This is a genomic window from Microscilla marina ATCC 23134 (assembly GCF_000169175.1).
In the GTDB taxonomy this organism is placed as follows: Bacteria; Bacteroidota; Bacteroidia; order Cytophagales; family Microscillaceae; genus Microscilla; species Microscilla marina.
Genome location: NZ_AAWS01000042.1, coordinates 26,100 through 39,440 on the forward strand (window position 1 = coordinate 26,100; position 13,341 = coordinate 39,440).

14 protein-coding genes are annotated in these 13,341 nt (G+C 38.3%); 7 read left to right on the forward strand and 7 right to left on the reverse strand.

Annotation, left to right across the window (positions count from 1 at the left end; translation table 11 throughout):
* Positions 1 to 165: 165 nt before the first annotated feature.
* The gene (locus M23134_RS27865; RefSeq protein ID WP_002701467.1) at positions 166 to 1,353 is read right to left on the reverse strand and encodes an IS4 family transposase; all 1,188 of its coding nucleotides are present in this window, start codon (positions 1,351 to 1,353) and stop codon (positions 166 to 168) included.
* A 117-nt stretch (positions 1,354 to 1,470) separates the two neighbouring features.
* Between M23134_RS27865 and M23134_RS27870 the strand changes: the two genes are divergently transcribed.
* From M23134_RS27870 to M23134_RS27895, 6 genes are read left to right on the forward strand one after another with little or no spacing between them, the layout of a single operon-like run.
* Positions 1,471 to 2,277, forward strand: coding sequence for a hypothetical protein (locus M23134_RS27870; protein WP_002702014.1), 807 nt, complete (start codon positions 1,471 to 1,473; stop codon positions 2,275 to 2,277).
* An 8-nt stretch (positions 2,278 to 2,285) separates the two neighbouring features.
* Entirely contained in the window at positions 2,286 to 4,433 is a 2,148-nt protein-coding gene (locus M23134_RS27875) for an eCIS core domain-containing protein (RefSeq protein WP_045114482.1), read from the forward strand.
* Between the two features lie 3 nt (positions 4,434 to 4,436).
* On the forward strand, positions 4,437 to 5,045 hold the full coding sequence (locus tag M23134_RS27880; protein WP_002702018.1) for a hypothetical protein: 609 nt from the start codon (positions 4,437 to 4,439) through the stop codon (positions 5,043 to 5,045).
* 34 nt (positions 5,046 to 5,079) lie between these two features.
* A complete protein-coding gene (locus M23134_RS27885) occupies positions 5,080 to 5,688 on the forward strand; it encodes a hypothetical protein (RefSeq protein ID WP_002702020.1) in 609 nt (202 codons plus the stop codon).
* Between the two features lie 36 nt (positions 5,689 to 5,724).
* Positions 5,725 to 6,336 carry a hypothetical protein gene (locus tag M23134_RS27890; RefSeq protein WP_002702022.1) on the forward strand — a complete coding sequence of 204 codons (612 nt, stop codon included), beginning with the start codon at positions 5,725 to 5,727 and terminating at the stop codon, positions 6,334 to 6,336.
* Positions 6,337 to 6,348: 12 nt separating this feature from the next.
* Positions 6,349 to 7,464 carry a prolipoprotein diacylglyceryl transferase family protein gene (locus M23134_RS27895; RefSeq protein WP_002702024.1) on the forward strand — a complete coding sequence of 372 codons (1,116 nt, stop codon included), beginning with the start codon at positions 6,349 to 6,351 and terminating at the stop codon, positions 7,462 to 7,464.
* Between the two features lie 40 nt (positions 7,465 to 7,504).
* Here M23134_RS27895 and dapF read toward each other — a convergent pair whose 3' ends face one another.
* The 4 genes from dapF to M23134_RS27915 all read right to left on the reverse strand — a co-directional run bounded on the left by dapF (position 7,505) and on the right by M23134_RS27915 (position 10,975).
* Positions 7,505 to 8,281, reverse strand: coding sequence for a diaminopimelate epimerase (dapF, locus tag M23134_RS27900; protein WP_002702025.1), 777 nt, complete (start codon positions 8,279 to 8,281; stop codon positions 7,505 to 7,507).
* Between the two features lie 134 nt (positions 8,282 to 8,415).
* Positions 8,416 to 9,339, reverse strand: a complete 924-nt coding sequence (locus M23134_RS27905; protein ID WP_053337403.1) for a mechanosensitive ion channel family protein — start codon at positions 9,337 to 9,339, stop codon at positions 8,416 to 8,418.
* Positions 9,340 to 9,624: 285 nt separating this feature from the next.
* On the reverse strand, positions 9,625 to 9,978 hold the full coding sequence (rplS, locus tag M23134_RS27910) for a 50S ribosomal protein L19 (protein WP_002702029.1): 354 nt from the start codon (positions 9,976 to 9,978) through the stop codon (positions 9,625 to 9,627).
* Between the two features lie 166 nt (positions 9,979 to 10,144).
* Positions 10,145 to 10,975: a DUF481 domain-containing protein gene (locus tag M23134_RS27915; RefSeq protein ID WP_002702030.1), complete on the reverse strand. Its 831-nt coding sequence runs from the start codon at positions 10,973 to 10,975 to the stop codon at positions 10,145 to 10,147.
* A 408-nt stretch (positions 10,976 to 11,383) separates the two neighbouring features.
* Between M23134_RS27915 and M23134_RS27920 the strand changes: the two genes are divergently transcribed.
* Complete coding sequence (locus M23134_RS27920) at positions 11,384 to 12,094, forward strand: head GIN domain-containing protein (protein WP_002702031.1); 711 nt, start codon at positions 11,384 to 11,386, stop codon at positions 12,092 to 12,094.
* A gap of 10 nt (positions 12,095 to 12,104) precedes the next feature.
* On the opposite strand, the gene M23134_RS27925 is transcribed toward M23134_RS27920, so the two are convergent.
* Together M23134_RS27925 and moaC are read right to left on the reverse strand one after the other, a co-directional pair.
* Positions 12,105 to 12,686: an NTP transferase domain-containing protein gene (locus tag M23134_RS27925; protein WP_002702032.1), complete on the reverse strand. Its 582-nt coding sequence runs from the start codon at positions 12,684 to 12,686 to the stop codon at positions 12,105 to 12,107.
* A 135-nt stretch (positions 12,687 to 12,821) separates the two neighbouring features.
* Positions 12,822 to 13,307, reverse strand: a complete 486-nt coding sequence (gene moaC, locus M23134_RS27930) for a cyclic pyranopterin monophosphate synthase MoaC (protein ID WP_045114497.1) — start codon at positions 13,305 to 13,307, stop codon at positions 12,822 to 12,824.
* Positions 13,308 to 13,341: the final 34 nt, after the last annotated feature.

The window sequence follows — 13,341 nt, forward strand, 5'->3', positions numbered from 1 at the left end:
CTCAAATATGGAGTTATCGTTGGGATTTTTTTGAATGTGTAAAACACAAAAATATAGACGATTTTTTTATCAGCCATCAGCCCAAAAAACAGCAAGTCTTTTTTTATCAACCAATATCTTTTTCTATCACCCACACCGATATAGGGCTGTTCAGAGAAATATTATCTATTCTCTTTTCAGTCTTTTTTTTGCTTTTTTTAGAAACCATTGACTCAGGTCTGGACTTTCCATCATTTCTACTATAATCAAAAGATAGATGTCTTCCAAAAAGAGTTTTTTGGCTCTTTTATATGTTTTGATGGCATTTTTTTGTTTAAAAATAAGGATCATCATTGCTGCAATAAGCTTTACATAAATCATTACTTTTATAGCATTCAGATCATTACAAACAAAGTGTGTAAGGTTCATTTCTTGTTTTAAAAACCTGAAAATCACTTCTATATCCCATCTCATCAAGTAAACCTGAGCCACCACTTCTGCGGGTAAATCCCAAAGATTGCTCAGGATAAAAAGGTGCTTCCCCGTTTCCTTAACTCTAAACTCTATCAACCTAAACTCATGCTCCATTGAATTGGTAGGTTGTCCACGCTCAAATAATTGTACAACACTGTCTTGTATAAAGTCTAAATCAGGGTGGTGGCGATCTAGGAGCTGATGAGGACGATTCACCTGATAACGGGGCTTTTTACCTATATTGGTCACAAACTGTATAGATGCTTCATCAAAATCTTTAAACTTACGACGCCCTTTCAAACCATTATCAAAAACTATAATATCTTGGGAACTGTGTTTTCCCAGATTAATTTGTTCTTGCAAGGCGGTTTCTTCACTTAAATGAGCCTGATCTTGATGGAAACTCACACGGAGACCAAAACCATCAGTGTGCTCAGTAGTCAGTTTTACTTGAAATTTATTTTTAGATGTATTACCTACTTTCATTCCTTGTAATAAATGACCAAATACCTTAATCAAAGTAGAGTCGTAACGTTTGATATGGTAATCAAGAAGCTTTTTCTCTCCATATAAAGCATGAGCTTCTGCAAAAAAATGTTCATATACCTGCTCGATAAAAGGAAGCTTGATATGCCGCAAACGTTCCCGAATACCAGTCCAACCAGCCATTTGTTCGACCATCTCAGATGAAAAACTTTGAAATATAGGATTGCTCATCTCAGATGATATTTCCCGAAGGCTAAGACGCTCATTGTTTAACACGCTGTATAGCAGTAGCTTAATAAATAGTTTGCCTGGTAATTTGCTTACCCACTTATCTACATCAGTAGACTGACTTAAGTTATCAAGCAAATCATCAGGTAGAAGGGAAAATAAATCCGAAACGCTAACTTTACCCATAAATTTAGATATAAGGAGAATGAAGATGAACCAATCAATATATGTTAAAAAATTTCTCTGAACACTCCTACCGATACAGAAATTATTACAAAATCTAGTGAATACGCACCAGAAGTATTGGCTAAAGCCACTAAAGTATACGCTCAACCTGGCGACGATGCATTTGAGCCTGTAGTATATGTCACTAACCAAAAACAGGTTAAGCTAGTAAGCATCCAAGGCGATTGGGTAGAAGTACAAGGTAGCATATATGAAAACGCCAGAGGGTTTTCCAATATATATATTGAGCGCTCTTATCAATCTTTTTGGCTGCCTATTCATTATACGAATATCCCCCCAAACTACCACTTAGAGTTTACCTGGGAAGATTTTGATGTGGAGAGTAACTTATGGGATAATGAACAGAAAGACTTAGTAAAGCAAAATTTAGAGACAAAAGACCAGGTAAATTATTGGAAAGACTTTTATAAAGCAAAAGATGTTTTTCGAGCAAAGCCTCCTCAACACGAACCTAATAGCTCTGTGTACGCTAAATTTATAGATAATTATCAGTTGTGTATAAAGGACAGAGCTTTGCTTATATTATCATTAGTGAACCAAATTCGCCCTGATTTTTTGCTAAATCTAATTACAAAAGCTAAAAAATACCCTGATTTGGGTGGGGTTACCGGGCAAAATTTCAAAGGGTTTTTGCCTACAGGCGAAACTTTTTTGTTTTTAATGGCAGGAAGAGATGCCTATAAACGTCACGAAGTCATGGATTTCTTATTTACTAAAAGTGTATTAATGCAAGAAGGTTGGATAACCCTACTTAATGCATTGCCTGGTGAGCCCTTGATGAGTGGAGTGCTTGGTTTTCACCCCGAACAAATTACTGTGCTCCTAGAGCTCCAAAGAGATACTGAATTGATTAAAACCTTATAACCACCATCATGTCTGAATACGATAAAAAATTCATATCGAATATATCCTTCAAAGAGGGGTTGGAACAAAATAAGCCTAAGACCAACGATTTATATTCTTCTGAGCACTTGCCCAAACTCTCACAAGACAAGTCTTTGTTAAAATTTAAACCTTTAGACCAAATCAACGGCAAGGCGTCTAAAGAGCGACAGACAAAACTACTGATTGAAGAAGGGGAACAAAAAACAAGGGGCTGGCAATTGACCAAACCTGAGTTTATTGACCGTATTAAACAAACGGTAGATGTAAAGGTGAACGACTTGCTAAAGCATGTGGGGTTTAGCACTAAAGATTGCCCTTGGTTAGAAGCCTTTTACGCAGACCTAGGGATGCACTCAGCCACCTCTATAGAGGCATTGTTACGGCAATACTTGGGGCAAAATATAGAGTCTACCGACGATTTTTTGACAAAACTCTCAGATAGAATAGAAAAGCCCGTAAAGCATTGGATAAGTACGCGTGAGATACAAGATGTGCCAGAGTTGCTAGAGCAGAAAATGCTTGAAAATGACCCTAGCAACACCAATGGGCACTTTAACCCTTTGGATAAAGCCAATAAAACGACTACTTCCTTGCCTCCTGAGCTAAAGGCTCAACTGGAGGAGTTTTTAGGGGCAAGCTTGAGTTCTATTAGACTACACACCGGCTCAGAAGCCAATAAAATACTACAAGACAAAGAAGCGCGCGCCCTTACCCTGGGGCAAGACATTTACCTCAACATAGACAAGTACCCTTTAGACAAGCCCGAAGGCGTGGCAATACTTGCCCACGAGATTATGCATGCACGTCAGCAAATGGGTGCTAGTTCGTTAGATACTTCTGACAATTCTGAAGGACTAGAACAAGATGCCGACCGTGGTTTGATGGCTTTGTTGCGCCATTGGATGCAATGGGGAAAGGGTTTTGCCAAAACACCTGTAAACCTCTCATCTGGATTGAAGATCGCAAGGTGTAAAAAAAATGGTAAGCAAGAAAATGCCGATCCTTTGAATATTATGAAGGCGCAGCAGATTAGCCCCGAAGAAAAGGATTTGAGCAAATCTCAGGTGCAAAAAGGCTTAAAGAACGATGGACTGACTACCAAGGTGGTCAAAGATTTTGAGAAAAAGATAAAGAATGCCACCAAAGACGAAGAAGTGGTAGAGGCAATTAAAAAATGTGGACAGCAGATTTGGACACAAACCAGCGCGAGGGTAAAAACCAAAAAAATCAAGTTTGAGGGGAATTTGTATTGGGCGCGTATTTGGATGCATACCATATTGAAAACCGACCTGGCTACCACCCTCAAGGGAAAGTTACCCGAATATACTGATTTGCTCGAAAAACAAACCCGTAATATGGCGCCTGGGCAAATCAACTTCACGAAAGAGAAGGCTACCAAAAAGATATTGATTTCGGGGTTCGACCCGTTTGATACTGAGCGTATATCCGAAAACTCTCGCAATATTTCTGGTACGGTGGCGCTCTACTTTGATGGTAAAACTATAGGAAGTGGCGACAAAAAGGCAGAGTTGGCCGCCGTGATTTTTCCGGTAAACTATAAAAATTTTAATGCAGGGATGATAGAGAAGTTTTACACCCCTTACCTCGACCAAGTAGATGCCATCATCACTTTTAGCCAAGGGGGGGAAAAAGAGATAGACATTGAACGTTTTTATGCCAACTACAGGTCGGGTAGTGAAGGGAATAACCACCAAACCGAAAAGGGCAAGCCTATCATGAGTGGACAACCCCAATTTTATGAAACCAACTTACCCGTAGACAAAATGATTCATAAGAATGAGTTGGTGGGCAATAAAAAGCAAAATGTGTTTTTTGACCAATCATATAAAACGGATAAGCAAACGCTAAAATCGCCCCATAAGGATGTAAATGTAAAGAATACCAATGTGCCTGATTTTGACATAAAAGACATCAAAGGGAAGGCTCAGAAGGGTTCTGGTGGTAGTTTTTTCTCAAATGAATTGCCCTATAGGGTGGCGCATTTGATTAAAACCAAACAAAAAGAGAAAGATATTAAATTTGGGCATGTGCATTTGCCTTATGATCCGAACTTGGTAGACCAAACCATCAAAGAGGTACAAAAATTATTAGAACGACTTAAGGATGCATTATAAACTATGAAAAAGTATTATTTAATTTTGTGTATGTGTTGTTTGAGTGACTTGGTAAGCGCTCAACCTGACCCTTATACCCATTGTGACCTATCTTTTACTTACCAATACCAAGGCAAAAACAAAGAAATTCTGTTTCCAGAGTTTAGCAAGGTACAACAAAGTGACGGGGTGGTGGTGATGGCGAGTAAAGACAAAAGGGGTAGGTTTGGACTGGTGGTGCAACTGCCTGATAAGAACCATACCTATAGTGTAGAGGGTTACAGGGCTTATTCTTATACCACGACTAAGGGTTCTTTGGAGGTAGAGTGGGGAGATGAAAAGTCAGTAACCGCTGACCTGTTTTTATTTCCTATCCCGTCGGCTCATCGCAAAAAAAAGGTGGTCAAAGTGTCTTCTCATTATGTGATGCATTTGCAGATGAAAATGCAAGAAGTGAATAAACAAGGTTTTGCACGTTTACACTATAACTTTTTGATTCCTTACCAAGTAGGGGCTTATGGTATCAACCTATTTGATCTTGAAAGCGACATGGATAGTGAGAAAAAAAACGTAACCAAATTTTGGAAAACTGGCGTACACCCTACCAAAATATATACTTTTAAGTTGCGCTAAAATCAATAGCTTGTTTTTTTACTTCTAATACGCTATGAAAAAGTATTATTTAATCTTGTGTATATGTTGTTTGAGTGGCTGGCTCAAGGCTCAGCCTGGATCTTATACTTATTGTGAGTTATATTTTACTTATCAATACCAAGGCAAAAGCAAAGAAATTCTGTTTCCAGAGTTTAGCAAGGTACAACAACGTGACGGCATGTTGGTGATGGCAAGTAAAGACAAAAGAGGCAGGTTTGGACTGGTGGTACAATTGCCTGATACAAACCACACATATGTTGTAGATGGTTATAAAGATCACACTTACACAGATACTGAAGAATCTTTGCATGTAGAGTGGGGAGATGAAAAAGCATTAACAGCTGATTTTTTTTTATTTCTTATTCCATCAGCTCATCGTAAAAAAAAGGTGGTCAAAGTACCTGCGCATTATGTGATGCATTTGCAAATGAAAATGCAAGAAGTGAACAAACAAGGGTTTGCGCATTTAGACTATCATTTTCTAATTCCTTACCAAGCAGGGGCTTATACTATCAATTTCTTTGATATTGAAAGTGACCCTGATGCAGGTAAACAGCGCATCACCAAATTTTGGAAAGTTGGTGCACAGCCTACCAAAATATATACTTTTAAGTTGCACTGAAACCAATAGCAAATGAATTTAGTCTTCTAATACGCTATGAAAAAATATTATTTAATCTTGTGTATATGTTGTTTGAGTGGCTGGCTCAAGGCTCAGCCTGGATCTTATACTTATTGTGAGTTATATTTTACTTATCAATACCAAGGCAAAAGCAAAGAAATTCTGTTTCCAGAGTTTAGCAAGGTACAACAACGTGACGGTATGTTGGTGATGGCAAGTAAAGACAAAAGAGGCAGGTTTGGGCTGGTGGCGCAATTTCCTGATACGAACCATACCTATAGTGTAGAGGGTTACAAAAATCATTTTTATACAGATACCCAGGCTTCGTTGAAGGTAGAGTGGTCAGGGAGAGATAGGGCGGTAATAGCTGACCTGTTTTTATTTCTTATTCCGTCGGCTCATCGCAAAAAAAAGGTGGTCAAAGTACCTGCGCATTATGTGATGCATTTGCAAATGAAAATGCAAGAAGTGAACAAACAAGGGTTTGCGCATTTAGACTATCATTTTCTGATTCCTTACCAAGCAGGGGCTTATAGTATCAATCTCTTTGATATTGAATGTGATCCTGATGCAGGTAAACAGCGCATCACCAAATTTTGGAAGTCTGGCGCACACCCTACCAAAATATATACTTTTAAATTGCGTTAAAATCAATAGCAAATGAACTTAGCCAGAGTTTTTCGTTTACCCGAACAAGTGCGTTTGCTTCGTCGTACTTTTTCTGTTTATTTTATTTTAGGGCACACAAGCTTAGCCCTTTCACTAATAATTAACCTGTATTTGTGCTATTATATAGGGTTATCTTATGCCTTATGTGTGAGCCTATATATAGTGGCATTGTTTGTCTTTTATGGGTTGGCATTTGTTTCTAAAGCCTTGTTGGGGTACGAACACTATGTTTTATTAAGGTACAGTCTAGTAGTCAATGTTGTGTTGGCGATTATGTTGTGGTATGTTACCGCTTCAACGAACGAATATTGGCATTATCTCGACTTGTTTGCCATTGCCTTGGCACTAATGATTGTCATAGGTAGGGTAGGGTGCCAAACAGTAGGTTGTTGTCATGGCAAACCTTGTAATTGGAAATTTTATACGGCTTATGGTTTCAAAAATGTGAGTGAAAAACCATTAGTGAGATTTGTACCCATTCAGTTGATTGAAGCTTGTTTTGCCTTTTTTCTGTGTGGCTTAGGTGTTTTCTACAAGCTTATAAATGCACCTGCGGGTATTTTCTTTATAGCTTTTTGGTCGTTGTATGCTGTTGGTAGGTATGTATTTGAGTTTTATAGGGGTGATCCTGACCGCCCTTATTGGAAAGGTTTTTCAGAAGCACAATGGGTATGTATTGGTATTTCGTGTTTTGTGATGGTCGTTAAGTGGGTATATGCTATGCCTTTGGTATGGTGGGTCACCAGTGCCATTTTGGTAAGTATACATACTTTGATATTTCTTCATAGAGTAATTTATCAAAAAGCATTTTATCGTTTGAGCGAACCCAAAAATCTAATGGAGTTTAGTCAAAAAGCGCTTCAAAGCAGACAAAGTAAGCAGGTAAAAATTACTAGTCAACAAATTAAAATATCTTGTACTGAGTTAGCTGCTGAACAATATTTATATACTTTGTCGCACGTAGATGTTCCTTTGCCACGAAGGTGGGCAAAATGCCTTTTCAGGTATTTACAATACACTATGCACCCTACAAAACAAATCAAAATGGATAATTACAATAAGGGAGTATACCACTTAATCATTTTGCCACAAAAAGTAGAAGGATAATAAGCGCAAGTGAAGAACTCGCCTGCGCTTGCTGTTATGCTTATACACTTACTACTCCTTCAAATACTGCTTCGGCAGGACCTATGAGGTAAATATTGGTAAATTCCTGATCCAATTTTTTGGTAAATGAAATTTGCAAATCGCCTCCAAGTGTTTTTATATTGATAGGGCTGTTCATTTGCTGCAAACCACTGGTAAGTGCCGCAGCTGTTACTCCAGTACCACAAGAATAGGTCTCATCTTCTACCCCACGTTCATAGGTTCTTACAAAAATATGTTGCTCACCTATCTTTTCTACAAAGTTTACATTGGTGCCCACCTCTTTGAAACGTTCATTGTAACGAATAGACTTGCCCTCTGCAAACACATCAAACTGTGGGAGGTTGTTGACAAACTGTACATAGTGAGGCGATCCAGTATCTAAAAAATAGTGGTCAAGGTTGTTTTCTACTGTCTGTACATCCCCCATTTTAAGGTGTACCAGTCCATCTTCTACCTTGGCATCGTGTGGACCATCTACTGCTATAAAATGAGTTTCGTGCTCAAATATGCCTAAAAACTGAGCAAACTTTACAGTACACCTCCCTCCGTTACCACACATAGAACCTTCTTTTCCGTTGGCATTAAAATATACCATTCTAAAGTCGTAGCCTTCAGCGTTGCGTAATAAAATCAAACCGTCAGCACCTATGCCAAACCGTCGGTCGCAAAGGCGAGCAATTAATTCGTAATTGTCAATAGGAAACTGGGCAGCTCGGTCGTCAATCATGACAAAGTCATTGCCAGTACCCTGATATTTGTAGAATGATACGTTCATAAGTGAATAGTTGTTAGAAAATGAATTTAAGACTTTGAGCTCATTCTGAGCGAGTTCTTGATGTATAGGTTCAGTGTACTATACAAGGCAACAAAAATAAGTGATCATTTAAAATAACAAACATAATACAATGATTATTGAACCTGCATACGCTCAAATGAAGGTATTTGCTCTTCTACCTGGTGGTAGTTACGGTGTATTTTTATCCCGTTATCTTGTAGTGCTTTGATCAGATTAGTGCGCACGTCATTTTGTAAATACCAGGAGTTGGTAGCGTTGTCTGCCCAGGCAACTATCCAGCATTTGATGCTTTCTTTCGACATTTCCATCACCCAAAAACGAGGTTCTTCGTGAGGAGCAAAATACTCACTCTGACGGGCACAACTTTTAGCAAGCCTTTCTACCTCGTCAATATTGCTCTCATACGCTACAAAAAACTCTACGTGAGTCCATTGGTAGTTGTCTATGAGCGAATAATTGGTAAACTTATTCTTGATCATTTGAATGTTAGGTATGGCATACCTGCGCCAATTCCACATTTTTACGATGGTGTAAAAAGGGTTGATGTCTTCTATGGTGCCATAAGACTTGTCTACCATAACAGTATCACCCACATTGATTACCTTAGAGTAAGACAGTACCAAACCACTGATGCCATTTTCTATGATGGGTTTGGCAAGCATGCCAAAAACAAGTGTGGCTACCCCCAGTAAAAAAGTAAGTATAGTAGCTGGGATTTGCTTCATGAAAGGAAGCATACCCAGCAATATAAAAGGTATAATGAGCAAAGGTAAAACAACTCTTTTGGTAACAGAAAACTGTTTTTCTATGTTGTCCAATCCAATTTGTTTGCCTTCTATGGTTGGATTTTTCAGGGGGCTGTCAGACTTAATTGCATTGAAGTTTTTTTTGTTTTTGAGCCTGAGTATTTGATAGTTTTTTGCTTTGAGCGATTGCTTAAGTAGATAAAGAAGAATGAGTATAAATATAGTACTCACCATTATCAGATAAATGGCCTTATTGGTGTTTGTCTGTATTAAGCTAATCAGATTTTGCATGAGATACTTAAGTTTGATGTGTCATTGAATAGATTGAAATACCACCTGCTACAATGCATTATTGCCTGTTGGGTAAAATCGAATGCCCAATAATGAGTAGTTAAAATTACTTGGGGTAGGGTAGTATGTATGTATGACTGCCTGAATGAATGAAGAATAAACTATAGGAGATAGTACCTTTTGGATGAAATATTGTAGAATAAGTAGAACCAGAAGGGGATAAACAAAACAAGGAGTAGACAACAACTTTGTCTACTCCTTGAAAGCATATAATAAATACAATGCTTATTTTTTCTCTTTAATTCTGGCAGCTTTACCAGATTTTCCACGTAGATAAAACAAACGTGCTCGGCGAACTTTACCCTTTCTTACCACCTCTATTTTGTCAATATTTGGAGACAATAATGGGAAAATTCTCTCTACTCCTATCCCCCCAGACACTTTGCGAACTGTAAAAGTCTCGCCATTAGAACTAGGGTTTCTGCGCTGAATCACAGTACCGCGGAATTGCTGAATACGCTCTTTGTTACCTTCCTTAATTTTCACGTGTACATTTACCGTGTCACCAGGTCCAAAGTCAGGCATATTTTTGCGAGTTTCCTGATACTCATCTTCTACCAATTTTAATAAAGGGTTCATAACTATATTGATATAATATCTTGTAGTTTGCCAAAACGAACCGCAAATATAAGATGTAAAAAGGGGAATAACTAGTTTGATAGAAGTTTTTTGCAGACAAACCTTTGCCCTAGAGTTTAAAAATAGCCTGTAATCGATAGATTATTTGGTACATTTAAAAGTAAGGCTAAAAGTTAATAATCAGGTTACTTCTAAGTGAATAGTCGTAGTTTTCGAGAAACGACTGGATAAAACTGGCATGTCTGTATTTAAAAGTCATACCAAATGACAATGTTTTGCTAATATTGGTTCTAACTGAAGCATTGAGCAAAATACGATAGTTTTCGGTAAGGTTAAACATTTGACTGTTGTTAATATCATAGACTGCGGGTTGAATATATGCAACAAAACTGAAAAAAGTCTTATTGCTACTGTTGTCTAGTAAGTAGGTCATACTTAGGTAGTTACTCCATCGCCAAAAGTTGGTTTGCAAAGGGTAGGTCAGGTCACTGGAATCTAACTTTATCTCTTCAAACTCATACATAACTGACGAACCAAACGAAAGGTTAAGTGCTTTAGGGTTTTTAATAATGTCCCAACGAAAGCCAATGCCTCCAAGTAAACGGTTTTGTAAACGAATGAATTCATTGAGCTCATTTTGACCAAAAACTTCAGCACTCCAGTGGCTGGCGGAGTCTTTGTCAATGGCATAGTTATACTTGGCATACAAAAAACCCTTACGTTTAAAAACATTGGTACTACCATCATTACGGGTTTGCCCAAAGTTATAACTGCCAATGCCGAAAATGACGTGGCGTTTACGCACATAACTGTTTTTGATACTCCCCGAAAAGATATCGTTGTTTCCATTTCCCCGGTTAAGCGACAAGCTCGCTTTAAGTTGCCCTACTAGCCCCTGTTGACGATTTGAAGGGCGATAAATCTCTGTGTTGACTTGGGCTATAGTTTGACAATAACTGGTAAGAATGAAACTAAACAAGAGTAAGTGTTTCTTCATAAGTAAAGCTTGCTTTTGTGTTTGTAGATTTATTTTGAAAAAGTTAGAGGTTGAAACAAATTGTGTTGTGTATTATATATAAGAAAGTTTCTACTGCTTCTGTACTTATACTTTCCTGATTATATTTAGAAGGCATTGCTTGACATTAAAGTGTGTGAGTACTCCAGGTACTACATAAGTAAATTGTTTTTCTGCCCCTTTTGCCCTTAACCAGGTGACTTTTCCGTACTGAAGAAGGGTAAAGATATTTCGAAAATATACCTTCTAAATTTGGTCTTGACTGAGTATGGGTGTTTTTTTTCAAAAAAAAAGCAATCAGAATAAAATGCTCAAGCAACCTTTAGCTCTAAAGGCGTATCTGATTGTTAGTTGCTATATTACTATTCATTTGATTAAATACAAATAGCCATGTATAAGATACTGTATATTTTGTCACTTTTGCCCATATTTCTGATGACAATGTCTAACGCGTATGCACAAAATAAAACGAATGTTGAATATGATGCCTCTAATACCACACGGTTAAAGGTAGGAGGGTATATTCAGGTAGAACTTATAGAAGGAGACAAAGAAAAAGTAGTATTTAGTGCTTCAGAAGAGGTAAAAAAGCTGATTAAAATCAAAGCAAGAAAAGGAAGGTTAAGCATATTGGCAAAACAAAAGTACTTGAAAAGCTTGTCGCCTGTCAAACCCAAAATTAAAGTATACTATAAACACCTAAAAGCCCTGAAAGTAAGAAATGGAGCAAAATTAACCGGACAGCATTTAATCAAAGCAAAATATTTTGATTTGGTGGTAATAGAAGGAGCTTATGTAACACTAAAGCTGCAAACCAAAGACCTAAAGGCCAGGGTAAGTACGGGAGCAGACGTGGCGCTCAGTGGAACTACTGATACATTTGAGGCAAAAGTAAAGATGGGCTCTATGCTTGATGCTTATACTTTCAAGAGCAATGTATGTTTTGTTCGAACAAGCATGGGAGCTAATGCCAAAGTATTTGCCCGTGAACTTTTAAGGATGTCGGCAGGGATGGGAAGCTCTATAAAATATGAGGGTAACCCTAAGCAAATCGCCAAGTCATCGTCTTGGATGGGCGGCAATATTGAAAAGCAACAGTAATACTTTTGAATCAAAGGCCTTTGAGTTCATCCAAGGCTTTTTTGTATTCTTCGGGGTGGTTGGCATTGGTCAGTACCAAGGGTTGGGCTATTTGAATCAAGTGCACCTCCGACTCTTTGAGTATATTCAAAGGGCTGGTGTTATCCTCCTCGATAAACTTTTCAATGATTGGTTTACTTTGTGGTTCCCAGATTGTAAGCAAAGGTTCAGGCAAATCATTTTTGGGGTTGACATAAGCAGTGGCTATTTTTGCCGGATTACGTTGCCTGATCAACGCATCAATGGTTTCTTCATTCAAATAGGGTAAATCACAGGCTACTACCAACCAAGTAGTGTAAGGCTTAAACTTAAGGGCTGTAATAATTCCTGTTACTGGTCCCAAATCTTCGTAGCGATCATATAAGTAGTTATACTCTACGTCTTCTTCCCAGGTACCCGCCTGTTCAACCCGGCAAGAAATGTAGGTTTTTTCGCAAAAGTTTTGCAATAACTCATATAAATATTGCCGTTGTGGCATCCCATGATAGTCCAGCGCCCCTTTGTCGGTTCCCATGCGGCGACTCTGCCCACCAGCCAATACTAATCCATACATAATTTTTTTACCAAAATTTTAGATGTACTGATGTACCAGGTGGTATACCCAGTATTTGTATTGAGTATATTGCAGGAACAATGCCTAAATATATTCAAAAAGCTTCAGTATTTTAAATAAACATATATCAGTAGGCTAACTTCGCTTAAAGTCTGTTTTCCCACCGGTTTTTTGCATCAATTTGGTATCTTTTATCACAATGTTTTGTGACAACCCCTTACACATATCATAAATAGTAAGTGCTGCCACCGAAGCCCCAGTAAGCGCCTCCATCTCTACCCCAGTTTTACCTTCTACCCGCACAAAGCAATCTATCACTACCTCGTTGCTTCCTTGAATCTGAATTTCAAACTTACAGCTGTCAAGACTCAAAGGGTGACATAAAGGAATCAACTCGCTTGTTTTTTTGGCGCCCATAGTGCCTGCAATGATCGCAGTTTGAAACATCGCCCCCTTTTTTGTGTAAATGTCTTGATCTTTGACTTGCTGCATTACTTCTTGCGGCAGTAGCACTGTAGCGCGGGCGTGGGCGTGCCGTACAGTGGTTTGTTTGTTACCTACATCTACCATCGACGGGTTGCCATCTTGGTCAATATGCGTCAGTTTTTTATTGTCTGTCATCTTGGTTTTGCTCAATAGCACTCTAGCTAAAATG